The organism is Streptomyces sp. NPDC052101 (assembly GCF_040680235.1).
In the GTDB taxonomy this organism is placed as follows: Bacteria; Actinomycetota; Actinomycetes; order Streptomycetales; family Streptomycetaceae; genus Streptomyces.
Window position 1 is genome coordinate 113884 of sequence record NZ_JBFAWH010000011.1, and the last position, 22834, is coordinate 136717.

Annotated in this window: 18 protein-coding genes; 13 read left to right on the top strand and 5 right to left on the bottom strand. The window is 71.5% G+C overall.

Annotated elements, in window-relative coordinates; translation table 11 throughout:
- Positions 1-102: 102 nt before the first annotated feature.
- Both AB0L75_RS20840 and AB0L75_RS20845 read right to left on the bottom strand, forming a co-directional pair.
- Positions 103-417, bottom strand: coding sequence for a hypothetical protein (locus tag AB0L75_RS20840; RefSeq protein WP_365182775.1), 315 nt, complete (start codon positions 415-417; stop codon positions 103-105).
- 251 nt (positions 418-668) lie between these two features.
- Complete coding sequence (locus AB0L75_RS20845; protein ID WP_365182777.1) at positions 669-1613, bottom strand: SGNH/GDSL hydrolase family protein; 945 nt, start codon at positions 1611-1613, stop codon at positions 669-671.
- 192 nt (positions 1614-1805) lie between these two features.
- Between AB0L75_RS20845 and AB0L75_RS20850 the strand changes: the two genes are divergently transcribed.
- The 9 genes from AB0L75_RS20850 (at position 1806) to AB0L75_RS20890 (ending at position 11725) form a co-directional block, all read left to right on the top strand.
- Positions 1806-3053 carry a helix-turn-helix domain-containing protein gene (locus AB0L75_RS20850; protein ID WP_365182779.1) on the top strand — a complete coding sequence of 416 codons (1248 nt, stop codon included), beginning with the start codon at positions 1806-1808 and terminating at the stop codon, positions 3051-3053.
- Positions 3013-3381, top strand: a complete 369-nt coding sequence (locus AB0L75_RS20855; RefSeq protein WP_365182781.1) for an arsenate reductase family protein — start codon at positions 3013-3015, stop codon at positions 3379-3381. Before AB0L75_RS20850 ends, AB0L75_RS20855 begins: the two co-directional genes overlap by 41 nt.
- 119 nt (positions 3382-3500) lie before the next feature.
- The gene (locus AB0L75_RS20860; protein ID WP_365182783.1) at positions 3501-4277 is read left to right on the top strand and encodes a hypothetical protein; all 777 of its coding nucleotides are present in this window, start codon (positions 3501-3503) and stop codon (positions 4275-4277) included.
- 401 nt (positions 4278-4678) lie between these two features.
- On the top strand, positions 4679-5710 hold the full coding sequence (gene glnII, locus AB0L75_RS20865) for a glutamine synthetase (protein ID WP_365182785.1): 1032 nt from the start codon (positions 4679-4681) through the stop codon (positions 5708-5710).
- A gap of 673 nt (positions 5711-6383) precedes the next feature.
- The gene (locus AB0L75_RS20870; RefSeq protein ID WP_365182787.1) at positions 6384-6962 is read left to right on the top strand and encodes a winged helix-turn-helix domain-containing protein; all 579 of its coding nucleotides are present in this window, start codon (positions 6384-6386) and stop codon (positions 6960-6962) included.
- A 70-nt stretch (positions 6963-7032) separates the two neighbouring features.
- Positions 7033-8085, top strand: a complete 1053-nt coding sequence (locus AB0L75_RS20875; protein WP_365182789.1) for an NAD-dependent epimerase/dehydratase family protein — start codon at positions 7033-7035, stop codon at positions 8083-8085.
- A 31-nt stretch (positions 8086-8116) separates the two neighbouring features.
- Positions 8117-9391, top strand: coding sequence for a sensor histidine kinase (locus AB0L75_RS20880; RefSeq protein ID WP_365182791.1), 1275 nt, complete (start codon positions 8117-8119; stop codon positions 9389-9391).
- Positions 9376-10029, top strand: a complete 654-nt coding sequence (locus tag AB0L75_RS20885; RefSeq protein WP_365182793.1) for a response regulator transcription factor — start codon at positions 9376-9378, stop codon at positions 10027-10029. Before AB0L75_RS20880 ends, AB0L75_RS20885 begins: the two co-directional genes overlap by 16 nt.
- Before the next feature lie 178 nt (positions 10030-10207).
- The gene (locus tag AB0L75_RS20890) at positions 10208-11725 is read left to right on the top strand and encodes a DUF1996 domain-containing protein (RefSeq protein ID WP_365182795.1); all 1518 of its coding nucleotides are present in this window, start codon (positions 10208-10210) and stop codon (positions 11723-11725) included.
- A 79-nt stretch (positions 11726-11804) separates the two neighbouring features.
- Here the strand turns inward: AB0L75_RS20890 and AB0L75_RS20895 are convergent, their stop codons facing one another.
- Positions 11805-12206 carry a hypothetical protein gene (locus AB0L75_RS20895; protein ID WP_365182796.1) on the bottom strand — a complete coding sequence of 134 codons (402 nt, stop codon included), beginning with the start codon at positions 12204-12206 and terminating at the stop codon, positions 11805-11807.
- A gap of 126 nt (positions 12207-12332) precedes the next feature.
- Between AB0L75_RS20895 and AB0L75_RS20900 the strand changes: the two genes are divergently transcribed.
- From AB0L75_RS20900 to AB0L75_RS20915, 4 genes are all read left to right on the top strand, one after another.
- The gene (locus AB0L75_RS20900; RefSeq protein WP_365182798.1) at positions 12333-14252 is read left to right on the top strand and encodes a hypothetical protein; all 1920 of its coding nucleotides are present in this window, start codon (positions 12333-12335) and stop codon (positions 14250-14252) included.
- Positions 14253-14360: 108 nt separating this feature from the next.
- A complete protein-coding gene (locus AB0L75_RS20905; RefSeq protein WP_365182800.1) occupies positions 14361-15239 on the top strand; it encodes a metal-dependent hydrolase in 879 nt (292 codons plus the stop codon).
- The gene (locus tag AB0L75_RS20910) at positions 15239-16261 is read left to right on the top strand and encodes a PDR/VanB family oxidoreductase (protein WP_365182802.1); all 1023 of its coding nucleotides are present in this window, start codon (positions 15239-15241) and stop codon (positions 16259-16261) included. Before AB0L75_RS20905 ends, AB0L75_RS20910 begins: the two co-directional genes overlap by 1 nt.
- A gap of 36 nt (positions 16262-16297) precedes the next feature.
- Positions 16298-16987, top strand: a complete 690-nt coding sequence (locus tag AB0L75_RS20915) for a TetR/AcrR family transcriptional regulator (protein WP_365182804.1) — start codon at positions 16298-16300, stop codon at positions 16985-16987.
- 13 nt (positions 16988-17000) lie between these two features.
- Here AB0L75_RS20915 and AB0L75_RS20920 read toward each other — a convergent pair whose 3' ends face one another.
- Positions 17001-17363 carry an isomerase gene (locus AB0L75_RS20920; RefSeq protein ID WP_365182806.1) on the bottom strand — a complete coding sequence of 121 codons (363 nt, stop codon included), beginning with the start codon at positions 17361-17363 and terminating at the stop codon, positions 17001-17003.
- A 32-nt stretch (positions 17364-17395) separates the two neighbouring features.
- Entirely contained in the window at positions 17396-22762 is a 5367-nt protein-coding gene (gene pulA, locus AB0L75_RS20925; protein ID WP_365182807.1) for a pullulanase-type alpha-1,6-glucosidase, read from the bottom strand.
- Positions 22763-22834 lie beyond the last annotated feature (72 nt).

Below are 22834 nucleotides of genomic sequence, written 5' to 3' on the forward strand. Positions count from 1 at the left end.
CCCCGGTGACGGCGAGAGTGCCGGATCGCGGGGACGTGGCCGGTGGGTGAGGGGCGCCGGGTGCTCCAGGGAACGCGGGGCACCCGGCGCCGTGGACGGGGGTCAGCGGCTGTAGCGCATGAACGCCCGGACCATGTGGCAGGTCGTGTCGGACGGCGGGCGCATGCCGATCTCCTGCGCCGCGCTGCGGATCCGCTCGTCGCGGGCCTGGGCCGGGAGGTAGATCCCCGAGTCGAGCAGGGCTATGGCGAGGCGCATGGCCTTCAGACGGCGGTTGTGGGTGACGTACCACTCGCGCGGCCGTCCGGCCGGCAGCGGCCGCTTCGTCACGGGCTCGTAGGGCGAGTCGAACAGCACGGGATGCTGGACGGTGGACTGGGTGGGCAACGGCTTCGGCTTCAGGGCGGCAGCGGGCACAGGCATCCTCCTGTCGCAGTCAGGGCACCCACCGGACAGTCCGGCGATGCCCTCGAACACTGCTTCCAGTCTACCGCCGGGCACTGACAATCGAAGGCCCGCAGGAGCGCACAACACCCCAGGTGGGGATGGGAATTGTGGCCACGTCACACAGGGTCTTGGCGATGCGTGTGAGGCGGATGTAATTCGAACAGCGCCCTGCGGGGCCGTACGGCGCAACGGCGGCGCAGCGGCGGTGGATCCTTGCCGGATCAGCGGCCCAGCGCGTTCAGGACGGCGTCCGCCATGGCGCGTTCCCCCGCGGGGTACGGATGGAGCGGCAGCGTCGGCGAGGTCGGGAACAGCCCGGAGATCCAGGGAGTGGCGGAGCAGCTGTCATGGCCCCGGGTCGGGGTGAGCGTGTCCACATACGTGGCGCCGCCGGCCCGGGCGGTGGCGGCGACCGTGTCGTTCAGCTCGCCGAGGACCGAGCGCAGGAAGCCCAGGTCCCCGGTCGTGACCGGCAGCTTGCCGAGGCACTGCCCGGGATCGTCGGGCAGCACCGCCGGATAGCCGACGACCAGTACCGCCGCCCGCGGGGCGCGCGCGTGGATCAGCTTCAGGTCGCTGCCGAGTTCCGCCCCGGCGGAGTCCAGCCGCGCGCCGAGCGTGTCCTTGTAGAAGTCGCGGCAGGGGGTGCCGAGCGGATCGGTCACGGAGAGGGCGGAGCAGATGGCGGCGACATCGCCGAATCCGAAGTCGGATGTGCCGAGGTTGTCGCCCGCGACGGTGAGCGTGACCAGGGTGGTGTCCGGTGTGACGGCGTCGAGCTGGGGGCCGTTGACGACGATGGCACCGGCGTCGGTCTGGGGCGTGGTGAGTGCGCCGACCTTGGCGCCGGCGCAGGTCACGTCCCGGTACGCGCCCGGGGCCAGGGACTGGGCGACGAGCCGGCCGTAGTCGTGGTCGGAGCGCATGCACAGGCCGGCGGACTGGGCGGGGATGCCGGCGCCCGCGGCGTAGGAGTCCCCGAGCGCCACATAGACGCCGCCGGCCAGGTCGCCGCCGCCCGGGACCGAGGCCTCGGCGGGGGCGGCGGTGCCGAGGGCGCCGGCCAGGAGCACGCCGGCGGCGGCGGACGTCCAGGTCATGGCCTTGCGTGCGCGGCGGGTCCGCCGGGCGGTGGTGCGGGTGCTCGTCAGTGCGGCTCTGGGCACGGGTGCTCCTGGGGAGGTGTGACGACGGGATCACGACGGAAACGCAGGTCCGATACCGGCCGGTAACGTCTTCGACATCGTCGTGGCCCTCGCCCCGGCGGACCATGTGCCCGCACACCGCGGCAAGTTGGCCCGGTTGTGCCCGTGCACAACCTTCCCGTGCGCCGGGCGCCGCTCGGTAACCTGCCGGTCATGAGCCGCACACCGCCGCCTCCCGCCGCGATCGCGCCGGTCGCGGCCGTACTGCTGAGCCGTGCCCAGGACCTGGGCCTCCGCATGGCCCGCCGCATCCGCGCCGAGGTCGGCTACTACGGCGGCCAGGGGCCCGTCACGTTCGAGGAGCTGACCGCCTCCTGCCGGCGCAACGCCGAGCTGGTCTTCGGGCAGTTGGCCGACGGCTGCACGGGCGCCATGGAGCCGGCCCAGGAGACGGGCCGCAGGGCGGCACGCGAGGGAGCGCCGCTGGGGGAACTGCTGCACGCCTACCGCGTCGGCTCCGAGTTCCTGTGGTCCGAGCTGGCGGCCGAGGCCCGTGCCGCGGGCGCCGTCACCGCCGACACCATCGTGGCCCTGGCCGCGTGGTGGGTGAACGAAGGCCTGGCGGCGGCGGCCAGCGACGCCTACCGGGAGACCGCCTCGGAACTGCTGCTCCAGCGCGACCGTGAGCGCTCCGTGCTGGTCGAGGCCCTGTTCACGGGCGCGCTGACCGATCGCACCACCCTCTGGGAAGCCGCCGACGCGCTCGGACTGCCGACCGAAGGGCCCTTCGTCGTGGTGGCGGCCGGTGTCCCCGCGCCGGGACGCGAGGGGCTGCCCGGCATCGAGCCCCGGCTGCTGGCCGAGCAGGTCCGCTCGGCCTGGCGGCTGTTGCCCGACCTCCAGATCGGCGTCTTGGCGACCCGTGGTCCGGACGGCGATGAGGCCGCCCTGCGCGTCCTCGGCGGCTTCGCCGCGTCCCGGGTCGGCCTCAGCCCCGCGTACCGGGCCCTGCGCGACACCCCCAGGGCCCTGCGACAGGCCCGCCTCGCACTGGCCCGGGTGCCGAAGGGGGCGACGGGCGTCGTCCGGTTCGACGACGGCCCCCTCGCGCCGCTGGTGGCCGCGGCGCCGGAGGAGGCCGCCCGGATCGCGCAGGCGGTCTTCGCGCGCGTGCTGGAACTGCCGCCCGAGGAACGGGGCCGGCTGCTGGAGACCCTGGAGCAGTGGTACGCGGCCGGGGGCTCCGCGGCCGGTGCGGCACGGCAGCTGTACTGCCACCGCAACACCGTCCGCTACCGGCTGCGCCGGCTGGAGGAACTCACCGGCCGCTCGCTGCGCGACCCCCGCGCGGTCGCCGAGCTGTCGGTGGCCCTGCAGGCGCTGCGCCTGGTCCCGCCGGGTGCCGAGTACCGTGTGCCGCATGGAAATCTGGATCAATCCGGCCTGCTCCAAGTGCCGTAGCGCGATCAGCCTGCTCGATGCCGAGGGGGCCGAGTACACCGTCCGCCGCTATCTGGAGGACGTGCCGAGCGAGGACGAGATCAGGGCCGTACTCGACCGGCTCGGCCTGGAGCCGTGGGACATCACCCGGACCCAGGAGGCGGACGCGAAGGAGCTGGGGCTCAAGGACTGGGCGCGGGACGAGGCGTCGCGGGAGCGGTGGATCACGGCCCTCGCGGAGCATCCCCGGCTCATCCAGCGGCCGATCATCACCGCCGACGACGGAACGGCCCTGGTGGCGCGCTCCGAGGACGCGGTACGGGAGGCCCTGGAGCACAACAAGGGCTGAGCTGCGCCCAACACTCGTGTGACGCAGCCCACTTCACCGACTCCTGCGACGGCTGAGCAACCCCGTTCGGTATCTCGTACATAGCGGCGTACGCTCCCCTACCTCTTCAGGAGGCGCGCATGTCGCGCAGGAGAACTCTCGGTACGAAGAAGAAGATCGCGCTGCTCGTCAGTGCCGCGGCGGTGGCGGGCGGCGGGGCCTTCGCACTGGCCACGACCTCCAACGCCGCCCAGCCGGCGCAGGGCGCCAAGACCCTGTCCGCCGGGGACTCGACCGTCTGCCAGGGGCTGGCCACGGCCCACGGCAACAACGACAGGTTCATCGCGGACCAGAAGGCGCACCCGGACGCGCAGTCGGCGGCCCGGATCGCCAACCGCGAGGCGGTCATCAAACAGATCGAGGTCCAGCAGAAGGCCGCCGGATGCACCGTTGGGGAGTCGGCTCAGGGCTCCCAGGCGGCGCAGGGCGGGGTCAGCGGCGCCCAGCAGGGCAGCGGCGCTCAGCAGGGCAGCGGCGCTCAGCAGGGCAGCGGGCAGCAGACCGGCTCCGGTCAGCAGGCGGGGCAGCAGGCGGGCGGCGCGCAGCAGAGTGCACAGCCCTCGCAGAGCGCCGCCGGTGGCGCGGGTGCCGGTGGTGCCGCGGGCTCCGGCCAGCAGGTCTGCAAGGGCTCCACGGTCACGCTCTCCGGCGAGGGCGGCGCCCCGGCCGCGTCCAGCAGCCAGTTCCCGGCGGGGACGACCCTGAAGGTCACCAACCTGGACAACAACAAGTCCACGACGGTGAAGGTCACCTCGGTCTCCGGCAGCTGTGCGCTGCTCAACAACGCGGCCTTCGAACAGGTCCGGGAGCCCGGCAAGTTCCTCATCCGCCATGCGCTGATCGAGAAGGTGGGGTGAGGCTCGGGCACCGGACAGGAAAGCGGTGAGGGTCCCGCTGTTCGCGGCCACGAGCAGCGGGACCCGCACGTCCAGGGCGCGCGGCGGATACGCCGTCTTGACCCGGCGGAGCAGTGGGCCGGGTCGAGGAGGAACAGGCGGCGGATCCGCGCGGGGCGCGCACGACGTCGTATGCGGTCCCGAAGGGGTGCGGGGCCGCGTCCGGTGTGCGGCTCCGCCGCGCACCTCACCACGTGAGCCGTGACACAGAACCCCCAGGTAACACGGGGTTCACATACGAGCAACGGCCGGGAAATCGCCTGTTGACAGGCTGCCGGGCAGATCGACGCGGCGCCCCGGTGCCGTAGCGCCGCAGCACCCGCACCGAGTGCGCCCGACCCACCCCCGAAGGATGTGGCCCCGTGACCTTCAAGGCTGAGTACATCTGGATCGACGGCACCGCGCCGACGGCCAAGCTCCGTTCCAAGACGAAGATCATCACGGGTGCCCCGGCCGGTCTCGACGCGCTGCCGATCTGGGGCTTCGACGGCTCCTCCACCAACCAGGCCGAGGGCCACTCCTCGGACCGCGTGCTCAAGCCGGTCTTCACCTGCCCCGACCCGATCCGCGGCGGCGACGACATCCTGGTGCTGTGCGAGGTCCTCGACACCGACATGACCCCGCACCGGTCCAACACGCGGGCCGCGCTCGCCGAGGTCGCGGAGCGGTTCGCCGCGCAGGAGCCGATCTTCGGCATCGAGCAGGAGTACACCTTCTTCGACGGCACCCGCCCGCTCGGCTTCCCCGAGGGCGGCTTCCCGGCCCCGCAGGGCGGTTACTACTGCGGTGTCGGCGCCGACGAGATCTTCGGCCGTGACATCGTCGAGGCCCACCTGGAGAACTGCCTGAAGGCGGGTCTCGCCATCTCCGGCATCAACGCCGAGGTCATGCCCGGCCAGTGGGAGTTCCAGGTCGGCCCGGTCTCCCCGCTGGAGGTCTCCGACCACCTGTGGGTGGCCCGCTGGCTGCTGTACCGCACCGCCGAGGACTTCGGCGTCTCCGCGACCCTCGACCCCAAGCCGGTCAAGGGCGACTGGAACGGCGCGGGCGCGCACACCAACTTCTCCACCAAGGCGATGCGCGAGGGCTACGACGCCATCATCACCGCGTGCGAGTCGCTCGGCGAGGGCTCCAAGCCGCTCGACCACGTCAAGAACTACGGCGCCGGCATCGACGAGCGCCTGACGGGCCTGCACGAGACGGCCCCGTGGGACGAGTTCTCCTACGGCGTCTCCGACCGCGGTGCCTCGGTCCGCATCCCGTGGCAGGTCGAGAAGGACGGCAAGGGCTACATCGAGGACCGCCGCCCCAACGCCAACGTCGACCCGTACGTGGTGACCCGCCTGCTGGTGGACACCTGCTGCTCCGCCCTGGAGAAGGCCGCCCAGGTCTGATCCGCCCCGCTTTCCCCCAGGGGCGCCCGCCACCACGGCGAGCGCCCCTGCGGCGTGTCCACGCCGGCGAACAGCCCGAACTCGGCGGCAGCCGCCGCGAGGTGCGGGGCCCTCAGTCGTCGCCGTCGTCCCCTGCGGCAATGCCGCGACGCGACGCTGGTCGTGGGTCTGGTCGTGGGGCTGGGGAAGGGAACGGCGTTGATCATTCGTGGGGTGCACACCTTGGCGCGCTGACGGCGGCGGCAGTGGTGGCCGACGGCTCCGTCTCGGCATATGGACGGGGTGGTGTCCGGCCGAGCAGGCTCGTGGCCAGCGGCAAGGGCCGAATAGCCGGTCCGGCGGCACATCCCGCGTCAACTTCCCGCCAAGGAAGTGTCCAAGCAGTGAGAGGAGACTCCTGCCCGGCGCCGGTGTCTGCTTCAATGGGCCCATGGCCAGCTTCCAGAAGATCACCGCGACGGGTCGCCATGACCTCGAGCCCTTCTGGCCCTCCCGTCAGCACCACGACTTCGACCGGGTGTGTTGCCGCGCGACGAACGCGCGGGCCCTCTAAAGCCGTCACCCCCGGCCTTCGGCCAGCGCGAAGCGACGTACGTCCCCCGGCGAGCCCCGACCACGAATCGCGGCCGTCGCCCCGACCGACGAACTTCTCGCGCGAAAGAGCTGACCTCTCATGGCGACCTCTCGTTCTCTCTCCTCCGCCTCCACCCTGACCGCCCCCGCCCGGCACCGGCTGCGCGCCGTCGACCGGGACGAGGTGGTAGACGTCGCGGACTTCCTGCCGCCGGGCGCCACCTGGCTGCCCGCGCCGCAGCACACCCTGCCCACCCTGCCCGGCCAGCCGCCGATGGTCGGCTACCTGGTGCTGGTCCCGGCCGACCAGCGGCCGCCGTTCCTGCCGGTCGCGGTGCCCGACCAGCCGCAGCCGGCCCCCGACGCGGACGCCGGCCCGGGCGCCGAACCGCTGGTGCGGATCGACACCGTGCGGCGCACCGCCGGCATCGGCAGCCGGGAACTCGACCTCACCTACCTGGAGTTCGAGCTGCTCGCGCACCTGGTGGCGCATCCGCACCGGGTGCACACCCGCGACCAGCTGGTCACCACGGTGTGGGGCTACGGCCATGTCGGCGACGGCCGCACCGTCGACGTGCACATCGCCCGGCTGCGCCGCAAGCTCGGCGTCGAGCACCGCCAGGCGATCCAGACGGTGCGCCGGGTCGGCTACAAGTACACCCCGCCGACCGGCCGCTGACCCCTCCGGTCCGCTCTGCCCTCGGCAGATTCCCCTGCCGCCGCGCGTCCCGAGCGGGCACGATCAGCGCATGAGACTTCTGGTGCTGGGCGGTACGGAGTTCGTGGGGCGGGCGGTCGCCGAGGCCGCGGTGGCGCGCGGCTGGGAGGTGACCGCCTTCCATCGCGGGCGGCACCAACCCCCGCCCGGGGTCCGGTCGTTGTACGGCGACCGGACCGCGTCCGACGGCCTCGCCGCACTGGCCGCCGACGCGGGCTCCTGGGACGCCGTGATCGACACCTGGTCGGGCGAGCCCCGTGCCGTGCTCGCGGCGGCCCGGCTGCTGCGGGGCAGGGCCGCGCGGTACGCGTACGTCTCCAGCCGGTCCGTGTACGCCTGGCCCTGGCCCAGCCTGGGCCGGGCCGCCGGCACCGGGGCGCTGGTCGAGGGCGCCGCCGCCGACGCCGGGGCGACCGACTACGCACGGGACAAGCGGGGCGGCGAACTCGCCGCCGTCGAGGCCTTCGGCGCGGCGGACTCACTGCTGGTGCGGGCCGGGCTGATCCTCGGCCCGTACGAGAACGTGGGCCGGCTGCCCTGGTGGCTGGCCCGGATCGCCCGCGGCGGCCCGGTGCTGGCCCCCGGGCCGCGCGAGCTGCCGGTCCAGTTCATCGACGCCCGCGACCTGGCCGCATGGCTCCTAGGAGCGGTGGAGCGGTCGCTGAGCGGGCCGTACGACCTGATCGGCCCGCCGGGGCACAGCACCATGGGCGAGCTGCTCGACCTGTGTGTCCGGGTCACCGGCGCGGACGCCGAGCTGCGCTGGACCGGCCCGGAGGCGATCCTGGCCGCCGGGATCCAACCGTGGACCGAACTGCCGGTGTGGACGCCACCGGACAGCGAGCTGTACGAGTGCGTGCACCGCACCGACGTCTCACGGGCGCTGGCCACCGGGTTGGCATGCCGCCCGGCCGCCGAGACGGTCGCGGACACCTGGCGCTGGCTGACGGAGATCGGCGGCGAGGCACCGCTGCGGCCGGACCGCCCGCCCGTCGGCCTCGCCCCCGAGACGGAGGCGAAGGTGCTGGCCGGGGCCGATGGTGTACCTGGCACCACCCCCGAAGACGGGTCCTCGGGCGAGTGACCCGCGCTCCGCCGTCCGTGAGACTGACGGCATGAACACCGATACGAAGAGAAGCGACTTCCGCACCCTGGCCAGGGAGGCACTGCTGGCCGCCGTGCAGGGGCTCGTGCTGGCCCTCGTGGTGCTGCCCTGCGGTGTGGCGTTTCTCGTCCTGACCCTCGTCTCCGTCGCGCTCATCCCGCTCGGCGTCGGGCTCGTCACCACTCCGGCGATCCTCACCGCCGTACGGGCTCTCGCGGACGCCCGCAGGAAGCTCGCGGCGGAGTGGTGCGGGATCCGGATCCCGGCGGTGTACCAGCCGCTCCCGAAGAGCGCCAACCCGTGGTCGCGCACGGCCGCCCTGCTCCGGGACCCGCAGGTGCGGCGGGACGTGCTCTGGCTGCCGGTGGACATGACCGCGGGCTTCGTCACCGCGCTGGTACCGGCCGTGCTGGTGTTCTACCCGGTCGAGGGCTTCCTGCTGGCGGCCGGGCTGTGGCGGGCGTACGTGCACGGTCCGGGCGACACCTACTGGTACGCCTTCGTGCCGGTGTCCGGCGAGGTGAGCGCCGTCGGCGCGGCCGCGCTCGGCGCCGTGATCCTCGCCGTCGGCTGGCGCCTCACCCCGCGCCTGCTGACCGCGCACTTCCGGCTCACCCGGGCCGTGCTGGGCGGCGACGCGGAACTCGCCGAGCGGGTCCGGGTACTGACCGAGACCCGGCGCGACGCCGTGGACAGCTCCGCCGCCGAACTGCGCCGCATCGAACGGGACCTGCACGACGGGGCACAGGCCCGGCTGGTCGCCATGGGCATGGACCTCGGCACCATCGAGATGCTGGTGGAACACGACCCGGCGCAGGCGAAGCGGCTGCTCGCCCAGGCCCGCCGGAACTCCGCCGAGGCGCTGGAGGAGCTGCGCGACCTGGTGCGCGGCATCCATCCGCCGGTCCTCGCCGAACGCGGGCTCGGCGACGCCGTACGGGCCCTCGCGCTGCGGCTGCCCCTGCCGGCCGAGGTGAGTGTGGACCTGCCGGGCCGCGCGGAGGCCCCGGTCGAGTCGGCGGCCTACTTCGCGGTCAGCGAGGTGCTCACCAACGCCGTCAAGCACTCCGGCGCCGACCGGCTCTGGGCCGACCTGCACCACACCGACGGCCGGCTGCGGATCACGGTCACCGACAACGGCAGGGGCGGCGCGGTGATCGGCGCCGGGTCGGGGCTCGCCGGGATCGAACGCCGGCTCGGTACATTCGACGGCGTCCTGGCCGTCAGCAGCCCCGCCGGCGGCCCCACCCTGGTGACGATGGAGATCCCGTGCGCGTTGTCCTAGCCGAAGACCTCTTCCTGCTGCGCGACGGGCTGGTGCGGATGCTTCAGGCCTTCGGCTTCGAGATCGCCGCCGCCGTCGAGTCCGGCCCCGAACTCACCCGGGCGCTGGCCGAGTTGGAGCCGGACGTGGCCGTGGTCGACGTACGGCTGCCGCCCACGCACACCGACGAGGGCCTGCAGTGCGCGCTCGCGGCCCGCAAGGCGCGGCCGGGGCTGCCGGTGCTGGTGCTCTCCCAGCATGTGGAGCAGCTGTACGCGCGCGAGCTGCTCGCCGACGGCAACGGCGGGATCGGCTATCTGCTGAAGGACCGGGTCTTCGACGCCGAGCAGTTCATCGACGCCGTACGGCGCGTGGCGGCCGGCGGTACGGCGATGGACCCGCAGGTCATCCAGCAGCTGCTGTCCCGGCGGGCGAACGACGACCGGCCGCTCGCGGGACTCACCCCGCGCGAGCTGGAGGTGATGGAGCTGATGGCGCAGGGCCGGTCGAACGCGGCCATCGCGGCCCAGCTGGTGGTGACGGAACGGGCCATCGCCAAGCACACCTCCAACATCTTCACCAAGCTGGGCCTGGAGGTGTCGGACGACGACAACCGGCGCGTGCTGGCGGTGCTCGCGTACCTCGACCGGGACCGGTGACCCGGGACCGGTGACCGGGACTGGTGAACGGGACTGGTGTGACCTGCCAACTCCCCTGTTTCTCCGAGGAATTTGTGAAACCGGTGAACACCTCTGAGGCGGCGTGCGTATGGAAGGGCGCCGCTTCACTCCTGTCGGGCGCCTCGATGCTGCCCCGCAAGGAAGTCAGAGGAGTTCCATGGGACGCAACACACGAAAACGCCGTACGCCGCTGGCCGCGAAGGCCATAGCCGCATCGGCGGCCCTAGCGCTCGGTGGGGGCGGGCTGATCTGGGCGAACTTCTATGCCTCTGCGCATGAATCGAACAACCAGGCATGGGGAGGCAACCAGACCAAGGCCGCCACGGCGCAGGTCGCGACGATCTCCTGTCCGGACGTCGGCCAGAAGCTGATGCACGTGCCCTACTCGGCCCGCCAGGGCGTGGCGACGGAGCTGGCCAACCTCGACAAGCAGATCACCGAGGCCTACACCCGGCTCGCCTCGACCCGGAACGCGCAGGCCAGTGATCCGAGCTTCGTGCAGAACGCGATCGTCGGTCCCCTCAAGGACAAACGGACGGCGACGATCGACCGGATCCGGATCGACATCCAGCGTGTCGGCGGTTCCTTCAACAACGCGCTGAGCCAACTCGCCGCCTGCACGACGCAGGCCGCCAACCAGACCACCGCCGGGGGGCAGCAGAACAACGGTGGTCAACAGCAGAACAACGGCGGCCAGCAGCAAGGCAACAACAACGGCGGTCAGCAGCAGGGCAACAACGGTGGCCAAGGCGGTGACGGGCCGGCCGCGGCGGACTTCGTGGACATCACGAAGGTCGCCCCGAACGTCCAGGGCAAGCCGCAGAACTCCGGCAACGCCTCGACGGGCACGTTCATCACGCGCTGCGGCGTGAACGCCAACCAGAACCACAACAGCGACAACGTGATCGTCGCGCCCGGTGTGACCAACGGTGCCCACCACGTGCACGACTACGTGGGCAACCAGAAGGTCAACGCGTTCTCCAGCAACCAGACCTTCCTGCAGGGCGGCACCAGCTGCCAGAACCGGAACGACCTGTCGGCGTACTACTGGCCGGTGATCCGCGAGCAGGACGGCACGCAGGAGAAGGACGCGAACGCCGACGGCGGCGGCAAGGACCTCAACGTCGGCAAGATCCTGGTCGCCCAGCAGGCGCAGATCAAGTACGTCGGCAACCCGTCCAGCAAGGTCGTCGCGATGCCGCAGTTCCTGCGCATCATCACCGGTGACGCCAAGGCCTTCGTCAACGGCACGGCCAACGCCAACGCGCACTGGAGCTGCACCGGCTTCGAGAACAAGGTGCAGCTGACCACGCAGTACCCGATCTGTCCGCAGGGCAGCAAGGTGGTGCGCTCGTTCGCCTTCCAGAGCTGCTGGGACGGCGTGAACATCGACAGCGCCAACCACCGTACGCACGTGGCCTTCGCCGATCCCGCGAGCGGGGTCTGCCCGAACGGATTCAAGGCGATCCCGCAGCTGACGATGCGCCTGGTCTACAACGTGCCGCAGCCCGTCGTCCAGGCGGACGGAACCGTGAAGAACGCCTACGCGGTCGACGGCTTCCCTGAGGAGCTGCACAAGCCGATCACCGATCACGACGACTTCATCAGCGTCACGAACGGCGGCCTGGCCAACAGGATCGCCAACTGCATCAACAACGGCCAGAAGTGCGCATGACCCCCTGACACGGGCCACGGAACGAGGCCGGTGACGGACCCCCCTCCCGTCACCGGCCTTTCCGTGTGCCTCCGCCGTCTCAGCCGCTGTGCATGGAGTGGGAGGAGTGGTTCGTGCCCATCTCCACATCCCCGCCGAGCGTGGAGCGCAGCGCCTTGACGACCCCGTCGTCACCGACGGCGACCCACTTGCGGCCGACGAGGTAGAAACCGCCGTAGTCCTTCGCGTCGTTGATCCACTCGCGCTGGCCGCGGTCGGTGGCGAAGGTGGCGAGGATGAACCTGCCGTCGCCGTTCCTGCAGATGGCCTGCCGGAGTTCATCGGCGTCGGTCTGCATGTTCGGCTTGCACTTCACCTCGGCGGCCAGGCTCTCCAGGCTGCCGGTCGCGGTGGGCGGGACCGCCCTGGTGTCCCCGCCCGCACCGCAGCCCGCCAGCGCCAGTACGGCCGCGGCGGCCGGCAGCAGTCGTGTCACCCTCATCTGTTCCTCCGGTCCAGTGGGCCAAGCATGCCTCAGCTCCTTCGGATACGGCTCCCGGCCGCCCGGCGCTCAACCGGGTCACCCATCCGGTGGTGACCAACCGCCGGCTCGCTCGTTCTGCATGACGTGCAGTCACAGGATGTAGCCCAGCGTCACGCACCCGCCTCCGCCGGACACCACGGACCGGTCGATCTGGAGCAGGCCGAGGCCGCGCTCGTCGAGCACTATCCACGGCTGGTCCGGATCGCCTACCTGGTGCTGCCACCGGGCCTCGGCCGCAGCCGCCGGGTGCTGACCGCACACTCCATGGCCCAGCGCTCCCTGCCCCGGGGCCGTCAGCAGCAGCCCGTGATCCCGGCCCAGGCCGCGGACCGGGAAGGCGACCCGGGGTACGCCTTCCTGCGCGAGCGCGTCCTGTGCACGGCCCTGGAGGCGACCCGGCCCCGCAAGGGCCTGCCCCGGCTCTCCCAGCTGCCGCCGCTGCTGCCCCAGGTGTGGGGCCTCAGGCTGTTCCCGCGCTCGGGCGGTGCCGACGAACTCGCCCTGGACCAGCGGCTGTCCGCGCTGTCCGGCCCGGCCCGGGCCGCCTATGTGCTGCGCGGCCTGGAGGAGCTGTCCGAGGCCGAGATCCGGGAGCTGCTGACGGCCGCCGGGGTCGATGACCCGGGCGGCGCGCTGGCCTCGGCGAACAGCGTGCCGGCCCAGCCCGCGCTGCTCTCCTCCCCCGAGTTCGACGCCTGTCTGCTCCAGGCCCGCCCCACCGATCTGATGCGCCGCCGCCAGCACAGCAAGGCCGCGCTCGCCGCCGCCGCGGCCCTCGCGGTGTGCGGGGCGCTGGTCGCCCTGCCGGGCGACGGCTGGGGACCCGACGGAGCCGCCGCGCCCGTGTACGCCACGAACCCGGCCGCCGAGGCCGCCCTCGACCCCGGCAGGCTGATCCGGGTCTCCCCCGGCGCCTGGGAGTCCGCCGCCCGCACCGACTTCTCGACATGGCCGGCGCGCGGCCCGCTCACCGGCGACACGGCCCTGCTGCGCCGCGCCCTCGCGGTGTGGGCCCGCCCCGGCGGCACGGTCCATGTCTCGGCGACCCCCGGCACCGACATCGGCGGCCCGGCCGGACCGCCCCAGCTGCTGTACGCGGGCCAGCTGGACAACGCGCGCGTGGTGGTGCTCTACGACGGTCTGCGCATCACTCGCTACGCCGAGCCGGCCGACGGCACCCAGGGCGCGGCCCTCGACTTCGCCCGTGCCGACGGCGCGGCCGGCGCCGAGGCGAGCGCCCTGGTGCTGGGCCGGTCCGACGGCAACGTGCAGTATCTGACCGCGCCCTGGGTGAAGAAGGCGGCCTCGCGGAACCTGATGAAGCCGGACGCGGCCGCGACCCCGCTGACGGTCACCGACGGCATCACGGCGCCGCTGGCCAGCCCCGCGCTGCGGGCCGGCAGCTGCACGTCCTGGACGGTGCTCCAGCTGACCGGCGCCTCCGGCACCGAACTCACCACCGACCTGGGCGAGTTGATGCCGGCCCACCTCACGGCCGGCGGGCCCGGCTCGGCCGGCGAGGTGTCCGACGCGGCCGGGCGGGCGGCCTGGGCGCCGTTCGCCTGCTCGCTGGCGGCGGAGCGCTCCGTCGGGGTGCGCAGTGTGAACGCCTGGACGTTCGCCGAGCAGCCGCTGCCCGACGGCAGCGGGGCGGCCCAATGGGTGTGCACCCGGGCCGAGACCTGGCGCGGCGACGGTACGGGCTCGCTGGCCCAGTTCCACGCACCGGGCGGGCGGGCCGCGGCGGTGGTCGCCAGGGGCACGGACGCACGGTCCTGTGGGCCGCGTGATCCCCATGTCCTCGCCGGGGTGTTGTGGAAGTCCGGCGCCGGGCACTGGTACCTGCTGGCGGCGGGCGACAAGGACACGGCGACGATCCAGGCGGGCGGCGGGGTCACCGCCGCCGGACAGGGCCGGTTCCTGGTGGCTCGGGCCAAGCAGGGCGCACGTGCCCAGCTGAAGGGGACCCTGGTGGACGGGCGGGCGATCAGCGGGCTGCAGTAGTGAGCCGCGCGGGAGCGGACACCTGCAGAGAAGCGGTTGCTGACATCCGCGTAAACAAGGTCTGCCGGAGGGGTTCTCAGTCGGCCTACCCGCCAGTACATTGACGCCATGTCTAACACGCAGGCCCGGGTGCCGCTCAAGGCACGCAAGGTGTCCTTCTCCTGGGAGGACACACCGCTGCACTGGGTGCCGGGGGATCCGTTCACCACGCACACCATCAATGTGCTGCACCTCCTGCTGCCCGCCGGTGAGCGCTGGTTCGTGCACGTGTACAAGCAGGTGCTGCCGTACATACGCGACGAGCGGCTCCGCGAGGACGTCATCGGGTTCATCGGCCAGGAGGCGATGCACTCCCAGGCCCACGACGAGGTACTGCCGCACCTGCGGGAGCAGGGCCTCGATCCGACGCCGTACACCGCGCAGGTCGACTGGTTCTTCGAGAAGCTGCTCGGCGACCGGACGCTGCCGCCGGGCCGGCCGCGCCGATGGTGGCTGATGGAGCGGGTCGCGCTCATCGCGGCCATCGAGCACTACACCGCGTTCCTCGGCAACTGGGTGCTCAACGCCGAGGAACTCGACCGGCGCGGCGCCGACCCGACCATGCTGGACCTGCTGCGCTGGCACGGCGCGGAGGAGGTCGAGCACCGCTCCGTCGCCTTCGAGCTGTTCATGCACGTCGACGGGGGCTACCGCCGGCGCGCACGGACCTGGGCCACGGCCTTCTCGGCGCTGGTGTTCCTGTGGCAGCGCGGGACGCGCTTCTTCATGGAGAACGACCCGACCCTCATCGACGGCAAGGCGAGCTTCAAGGACCTGTACGTCCGCGGCCGGCAGGGCCTGCTCCCGTCGACCGGAGACATGATCAGGTCCATCCCCCGCTATCTGAGCCGCGACTACCACCCCTCCCAGGAGGGCGACACCGAGCAGGCCGTCGCCTATCTGGCCTCCTCCCCCGCCGCTACGGCGGCGGAGAAGAGGGCCGCCTGATGACGAAGCTGCGTACCGTCGCCCTCGTCGCGGGCGCCGCCCTGCTGGCCCGGCGGGCCCTGCGCCGCCGTATCCAGGTCTCGCCGCTGTGGCCGATGCCCGCGCTGGAGGTGCCCACCTCGGGCCGGCCGCGCTCGCGGGCCCTGCGGCTGCTGGTGACCTCGCGCCGGACGGTGGCCGACGGGGTCGTCCAACTGCGCCTGGAGGGGCAGGACCTGCCGCGCTGGGAGCCCGGCGCGCATCTCGACCTCGTCCTGCCGTCAGGGCTCGTGCGGCAGTACTCGTTGTGCGGCGACCCCGAGGACACCTCCTCGTACACCGTCGCGACCCGGCTGGTCGAGGACGGGCGGGGCGGCTCGCGCGAGGTGCACGAGCAGGTGAGAGAGGGCATGGAACTGGAGGTGCGGGGGCCTCGGAACCGTTTTCCGCTGGTCGGGGCGGAGTCGTATCTCTTCGTCGCCGGCGGGATCGGCATCACCCCGCTGCTGGCGATGGTGCGGACGCTTCCGAAGGACGCCGACTGGCGGTTGCTGTACGCGGGGCGCGACAGGGCCTCGATGCCGTTCCTGGAGGAGGTCGAGAAGCTGGGCCTGGACCGGGTGACCGTCGTGGCGGGGCGGCCCGACCTCGACGCCCTCGAAGCGGGCGAGGGGACTGCCGTCTACTGCTGCGGCCCCGAGGGGCTCATGGCGGCCGTCGCGGCACGCTTCCCGGACGTCCGCCTCGAACGGTTCGCGCCGCGTATGTCGTCCGACGGCAACACGGAGTTCGAGGTCGAACTCCGGTGCAGCGGGCGGACGTTGACCGTGCCGGCCGACTCCACCGTGCTCGCCGCCGTACGCCGGGAACTGCCGGACACCGCCTACTCCTGCGAGCAGGGGTTCTGCGGGACCTGTCAACAGCGGGTGCTGGAAGGGGAGGTCGAGCACCGGGACGAGCTGCTGACGGACGAGGAGCGCGCCGACTCGATGCTGATCTGCGTGTCACGCGCCCGGAGCGATCGCCTGGTGATCGACATGTGATCACCTGCGGCCGGATCCGGTCGGTAAGGTGTTCGCATGAGTACCGGGGTTCGCCGCAGGATGGGCGTCGAGGAGCGGCGGCAGCAGCTGATCGGCGTCGCCCTCGACCTGTTCAGCCGACGCTCGCCCGACGAGGTCTCCATCGACGAGATAGCGACGGCTGCAGGCATCTCGCGTCCGCTGGTGTACCACTACTTCCCCGGCAAACTCAGCCTGTACGAGGCCGCGTTGAAGCGCGCCTCGGAGGATCTGGCGGGCCGCTTCGCCGAGCCGCACGAGGGCCCGCTCGGCGCCCGGCTGCTGCGCGTGATGCGCCGCTTCTTCGACTTCGTGGAGGAACACGGCCCCGGCTTCTCGGCGCTGATGCGCGGCGGACCGGCCGTCGGCTCCTCTGCCACCAACGCGCTCATCGACTCCGTGCGGCAGGCCGCCTACGAGCAGATCCTGTCCCACCTCGGGGTCGCCGACGCGCCCCCGCGCCTGGAGCTGGTCGTCCGCTCCTGGATCTCCCTGGCCGAGTCCACGGCGCTGATCTGGCTGGACGGCCGGCGCATCCCGCGCGGCGAGCTGGAGATCCAGCTGGTGCACGACTTCGCCGCGCTGGCCGCGGTCAGCGCCGCCTACGACGAGGACATGGCGACCCTGCTGAAGACCATGGTCGAGGACGAGCCGGCCGACGGCCCCTTCGCGGAGCTCGTCGGCCGGCTGATCGCCCTCGGTTCCTAGAGCCTGTCGACCGTTACCGGTCGAACTTCCGGTACGACGGGTCCAGGTCGCAGACCTCGGCGGAGGCGTGCAGGGCGATGCCCGTGTCCGCCACATGCTTCCGGAGCAGCTCCAGGGCCGTCTCCGTGAGCCTCGCCTTCGTCTCGTCGCTGCGTCCGGCGAGGAGACCGATCATCACGTGCACGATGGCGTGCCCGCGCGCCCCGGGATCCTCGTACCCGAACACCGTGTACGCGCTCGGCCGGAACTGCGTCTTGCAGGCCTCCGGCTTCGCCGCCGCGATCTCCACGGTCGCCTCGTGCAGCGCCCGGGCGAAGCCCTCGCGGTCGAAGGCGTTCTCCACGATGTCCGAGTAGTCGATGGTGATCTGCGGCATGCGCGCTCCTGTTCTACGGCTGTGCCCTCAGCCTAGTTCGCCGCCCGCGTGAACACCGCCACGGTCCGCGCCGGGACCGTGAACGTGCCCGAGCCGGCCGTGTAGGAGGAGGTCTTCACCACCGGGTCGGCGCCGGAGGTCTGGACCGGGTGCAGCCGGTAGTGCGTGCCGGCGAGCGCGCCGACCGTCTGCTCCTGCCGCTGCGGGGTCGCGTTGAAGACGACGACCAGGTCACCGAGTTCCATGGTGATGACCCCGGGTGTCTCGTCCTTGCCGGACAGCGGGAAGGACAGCTCGCCTTGCACCCGCGCGGCCGTCGAGAGCGAGAACGCCTTCTCCGTCGTACGGATCCTCAGCAGGTCCTGGTAGGCGGCGGAGGCGCCGGTGATCTGCTCGCAGCCCACCCTGACCGTGCTCAGCAGCGGCTTGGCGTAGTCCCACTTGGACTGGTTGTCGGCCGCCATGGGCAGTCCGCGTCCGAAGCCGTTGCCGTCGGCGCAGTTCCAGTGGATGGCGTTGAACCAGTCGCCGCTGTCGAAGGAGTTGCGGTCCAGCGACTTCGAGCGGAGCAGGTCGGTGCCCGCCTGGGACAGGGCCGGCCCCTGCGACAGTCCGGCCGTGGCCATCGCCAGGACCTGCATACGGGCCCGGTCGGACGCCGAGGTGTCCTTCGGGAGCTTGTAGGTCAGCGCGTCGAACAGCGACTCGTTGTCGTGCGCGTCCACATAGGCGAGGGCGTCACCGGGTGCGTCCGCGTATCCGGCGGGCGAGCCGTTGTAGTCGATCTCGGCGCCGGTGACCTCCTTGCCGTCGGTGTCGGTGAAGCGGTACCGGGCGAGGTTGCCGCTCAGCCCGACCTTGATCAGGTCCTGGTAGTGCAGCAGCCGGGCCTTCTGCTCGGCCGAAGTGCCGTTCGCCGTCGAGGAGTTGGGGTCGGTGTACAGGCCGGACGCGAAGCCCTGGACGCCAGGGTCCGCGTCGAAGGGGCTGCCGCCGCGCACCGCGTCACGGGCCCGGTCGGAGAAGGTGGCGATGCCGGTGCCGGCCATGTTCTTCTGCGTGGCCTGGACGAACCGCGCGTCGTTGGCGACCTCGCCGAAGTTCCAGCCCTCGCCGTACAGGATGATCTTCTTGCCGTCGACACCGTCCTTGGCGACGGTCAGCGCGTCGAGCGCCTTCCTGACCGCGAGGATGTTGGCCTTCGGGTGGTGGCCCATGAGGTCGAAGCGGAACCCGTCGACCTTGTACTCCTTCGCCCAGGTGACGATCGAGTCCACGACCAGCTTGCCCATCATCGCGTTCTCGGGCGCGGTGCCCGCGCAGCAGGTGCTGCTGGCGACGCTGCCGTCGGCCAGCAGCCGCTGGTAGTAGCCGGGCACGACCTTGTCGAGCACGGATGTGTCCGCCTGGCCGCTGGCCGCGGTGTGGTTGTAGACGACGTCCATGACGACCCTGAGGCCGTCCTCGTTCAGCGCCTGGACCATCTTGCGGAACTGGACCGTACGGGCGGTGCCGTCCGGGTCGGTGGCGTACGAGCCCTCGGGGACCGTGTAGTGGTATGGGTCGTAGCCCCAGTTGTAGGCGTCCTTCGCGGCGCTCTTCGCCACGCACGCCTGCTGCTGGTCGGAGTCGGCCGGGTAGGAGGCGAGATCGCAGTCGGGCTTCGACTGGTCGGCCTTCTTCTCCGGGACGGTGGCGAAGTCGAAGGCGGGCAGCAGATGCACGTACGACGTGCCGGCCTCGGCCAGCGCGCGCAGGTGCTTCGACCCGTCGCTGTTGCGGTCGGTGAAGGCCAGATAGGTGCCCGGATGCTTCGAGGTGGGGTCGCCGATCGAGAAGTCCCGGATGTGCAGCTCCTGGATCTGCGCGTCCTTGAGCGGGACGGCCTTGGGCTTGCGCAGGCCCGACCAGCCGCTCGGGGCGAGGGACCGGTCGTCCAGGTCGGCGACGAGGCTGCGCTCGGAGTTCGCGGTCAGCGCGACCGAGTAGGGGTCGGTGACCTCATTGGTGACCACCTTGCGGACGCTGGGCGCCCAGACCTTCACGACGTACCGGTAGGGCTTGTCCTTCCAGGACGCGGGGCCGGTGACGGACCAGACGCCGGTGGTGGCGTTCCGGCGCATCTTCACGGCCGTGCCGTCGAGGTCGAGGTGGACGGACTGCGCCGTGGGCGCCCACACGGACAGGGTCGGCCTGCCGTCGTGGAAGACCGGCCCGAGCGTGTCCTTCGTCGCACCGGAGTACAGGTCGTCCAGCGCACCGGCGATCTGCACACCGGTCGCGGCCAGCACGGCACCGTTCGCCGCGCGCTGCGAGGCCACCAGCTGCCCGCCGAGCGCCGAGCGCACCCGGTCCCGGTCGCGCGGGTCGACGGACCAGGCGGTGTAGTCCTTCAGGTGCGGGAACTTCGCCTTCTGGGCGTCGGTGAGCGTGGTCGGTGTCAACCGCAGCCAGCGCTCGTCGTCGCTGGTCAGCGCACCGTTCTTGACGGCGATGGAGCCGTCGTGGGAGTAGAGCAGCTGGGTGGAGGCGGCGCCGTCGACGCCGTTCCAGGCCACCGTGTTCCGGTCGATCCAGATCGCCTTGGACGTGGTCAGGTCGAGGGCGGCCGCACTGCCCGCGGGCTGCGGCAGCAGGTACTTCTCCTGGCCGTTCAACAGCCACACCTCGTAGCCGTTGGACTTGAGGTCGAGTGACTGGTCGGCGGGAAGATCCTTGTCGTCGCCCTTGTGGATGATGTAGCTGAGGCTGGTGGCACCCTCGGTGAGCGGTACCTCGAAGACCGCGCCATAGGCATCAGTCTTCACCGGCTGCAGCGGGTTCGACCAGTCGGTGGGGTGCGCGGCACCCGTCCAGACGTGCAGACCCCAGCCGTCGTAGTTCCCGTCGGCGCGGTGGTAGTGGATGACCGCCTTGGTCTTGTCCTGGGCGGGATGGTCGGGCCGCTGCGTGAGGACGTCCGCCTTGCCCTGCTCGACCCAGACCTCACCGGTCCTGGTGACGTCGATGGAGCGGTCGGTGGAGACGTCCTTGTTGCCGTCCTTGTCGATGACCAGGAAGCCGATGTTCGAGGCGCCCGGCTTCAGCTTGACGTAGGCGAAGGCGCCGTAGGCGTCGCGACCGACGAAGGGGTGGCTGTTCGGCCAGCTGGTCGACTCGCCGTCGGCCAGGTCGCCCCAGGCGTACAGGCCCCACTTGTCGTAGTCGCCGTCGGTGCGCTTGTAGTGGACGATCGCGTAGTCCCGGGAGGAGGCCGTGGGGACCTCGGGTGCGGGCGGGGTGCCGGTGGTGCTGCTCGCCAGGGTGCTCGCGGTGTGCCCGGCCGAGTCGATCACGACCGCCTTGTAGCGCAGGGCGGTGCCGGCGGGGATGTCCTTGCCGAGGGTCTGGGTGACCTTGTAGGGGGCGTGGTCGGCGGAGCCGAGCGTCTTCCACCCGCCGTTGCCGACCTGGGCGGCGAAGACCACGCGGTTGAGCTGACCGCCGTCCACGTCGGCCGTGACGTCCACGGTCCCGGTGGCTCCGGCGGCCGGGGCCGTCAGGGTGAGGGTCGGCTCGGTGGCGGGCGCGGCGAGGGTGCCGGTGGCCTTGAGGACGACGGCGGTACCGGCCGGGACGGTGACGGTGACCTTGCGGTCGGCGTCGGACTTCACCTCATCGGAGGTTCCGTAGACGCCCCGGTACGACATGTCCGCCGAGCCGGTGGCGAAGGTGGCGGACTTCGCCTCGTCCGCGTTGTTGAGCGCGACGACATACTCGGCGCCCGTCTTCGCGTCCGTACGGGTGAAGGCGTAGACGCCGGCGCCGTCGGCCGCGTACCGCTCGGTCTGGACGCCGTCCGTCAGGGCCGGGTTGTCCTTGCGGAGCTTCGCGAGGGCGGCGATCTCCTTGTACAGCGGTGCGCTGGTGTCGTACGAGTCGCTCGCGTGGGTGCGGTCGGTGCCGATCTCGTCGTCGTCCAGGTAGTCGGCAACCTTGGAGGCGAACATGGTCTGGCGGGCGTCCTTGTCGCCGCCGGAGCCGGTGAAGCCCTGCTCGTCGCCGTAGTAGACGACCGGGTTGCCCCGGCCGAGGAACATCAGCTCGTTGGCCAGCTCGTCCTTCTTGAGGATCTCGGCGTCGGTGGCCTTCGGGTTGTCCTGCTTCAGGAAGTACCCGATGCGGCCCATGTCGTGGTTGCCGAGGAAGGTGACCTGCTCGTACGCGTTGGCCTTGTCGGTCGTGTACTTCCAGTCGTCACCGAAGACACTCGCGAGCCGCCCGGCGCTGCCGCTCTGGGAGGCGTAGGCGCGGGCCGCGTCCTGGAAGGGGAAGTCGAGGGTGGCGTCGAGGCGGCCCTGGGTGACGTACGGGGAGGTGAGGGAAGTGTCGGCGGAGTAGACCTCGCCGAACATGAAGAAGTTCCTACGGCCGTGCCGGGCGGCGTACTGGTCGAGCGCGGTCGCCCACTGCGTCCAGAACGGCATGTCGACGTGCTTGACGGTGTCGATCCGGAAGCCGTCGATCGCGAAGTCCTTCACCCACCGCTCGTAGATCTTCTCCATGCCGTGGACGACCTCGGGACGCTCGGTCCACAGGTCGTCCAGGCCCGAGAAGTCGCCGTAGGTGGTGGACTCGCCGGCGAACGTCGAGTCGCCCCGGTTGTGGTACATCGTCGGGTCGTTGAGCCAGGCCGGGACCTTGCTGTCGCTCGTGACCTTCGGGGTGTACGGGAAGGAGGCGGTGGAGACGGCCGGGAACTTCCTGGTCCCGTCGGCATAGTCGGCGTCGTCGAAGGGCCTGCCGTCCTCGGTCAGATAGGGGAAGGCGCCCTTGGAGAGGTAGTCGGAGGACTTCTCCTCGTGGTCGACGACGTCGGCGGTGTGGTTGGTGATGACGTCGAAGAAGACCTTCATGCCCTTGGCGTGGGCCTTGGAGATGAGGGCCTTGAGGTCCTGGTTGGTGCCGAAGTGCGGGTCGACCTGGGTGAAGTCGGTGATCCAGTAGCCGTGGTAGCCGGCGGAGGCGTTGCTGCCCGTGCCCTGCACGGGCTTGTTCTTGAAGATCGGCGCCATCCAGATGGCGGTGGTGCCGAGGCCCTTGATGTAGTCCAGCCGATCGGTCAGGCCCTTGAGGTCGCCGCCCTGGTAGAAGCCCTTGTCGGTGGGGTCGTAGCCGGTACTGAGGCGGGAGCCCGTCAGTCCGCCCCTGTCGTTGGACGTGTCGCCGTTGGCGAAACGGTCCGGCATGACGAAGTAGAACTGCTCGCGGGTGTCGTCGTGCCGGGCGGGCTGGGCGGCGAGGGCCGCGTCCGAGGGAGGTGCGGGCGGGGTGGCGGCGTGTGCCGCCAGTGGCTGGATCAGGGCGGCGGCGAGGGCTGCGGCGGTGACGGCCGCGGCCCGTCTCGCTCTGGGTATCACGCGGTAACTCCTAGCGAATGCGGCTCTCTTGGGTCCGACCCCGCGTGACCGTATCCCCAACGAAAGCTTTAC

What these genes read in the sequence shown, in the direction of transcription:
- AB0L75_RS20920 (WP_365182806.1), bottom strand. Translation starts at nt 17,363, where the DNA reads ATGCCGCAGATCACCATCGACTACTCGGACATCGTGGAGAACGCCTTC.
- AB0L75_RS20915 (WP_365182804.1), top strand. Translation starts at nt 16,298, where the DNA reads ATGAGTACCGGGGTTCGCCGCAGGATGGGCGTCGAGGAGCGGCGGCAG.
- AB0L75_RS20890 (WP_365182795.1), top strand. Translation starts at nt 10,208, where the DNA reads ATGGGACGCAACACACGAAAACGCCGTACGCCGCTGGCCGCGAAGGCC.
- AB0L75_RS20905 (WP_365182800.1), top strand. Translation starts at nt 14,361, where the DNA reads ATGTCTAACACGCAGGCCCGGGTGCCGCTCAAGGCACGCAAGGTGTCC.
- AB0L75_RS20880 (WP_365182791.1), top strand. Translation starts at nt 8,117, where the DNA reads ATGAACACCGATACGAAGAGAAGCGACTTCCGCACCCTGGCCAGGGAG.
- AB0L75_RS20860 (WP_365182783.1), top strand. Translation starts at nt 3,501, where the DNA reads ATGTCGCGCAGGAGAACTCTCGGTACGAAGAAGAAGATCGCGCTGCTC.
- AB0L75_RS20870 (WP_365182787.1), top strand. Translation starts at nt 6,384, where the DNA reads ATGGCGACCTCTCGTTCTCTCTCCTCCGCCTCCACCCTGACCGCCCCC.
- AB0L75_RS20875 (WP_365182789.1), top strand. Translation starts at nt 7,033, where the DNA reads ATGAGACTTCTGGTGCTGGGCGGTACGGAGTTCGTGGGGCGGGCGGTC.
- AB0L75_RS20895 (WP_365182796.1), bottom strand. Translation starts at nt 12,206, where the DNA reads ATGAGGGTGACACGACTGCTGCCGGCCGCCGCGGCCGTACTGGCGCTG.
- AB0L75_RS20850 (WP_365182779.1), top strand. Translation starts at nt 1,806, where the DNA reads ATGAGCCGCACACCGCCGCCTCCCGCCGCGATCGCGCCGGTCGCGGCC.
- AB0L75_RS20910 (WP_365182802.1), top strand. Translation starts at nt 15,239, where the DNA reads ATGACGAAGCTGCGTACCGTCGCCCTCGTCGCGGGCGCCGCCCTGCTG.
- AB0L75_RS20855 (WP_365182781.1), top strand. Translation starts at nt 3,013, where the DNA reads ATGGAAATCTGGATCAATCCGGCCTGCTCCAAGTGCCGTAGCGCGATC.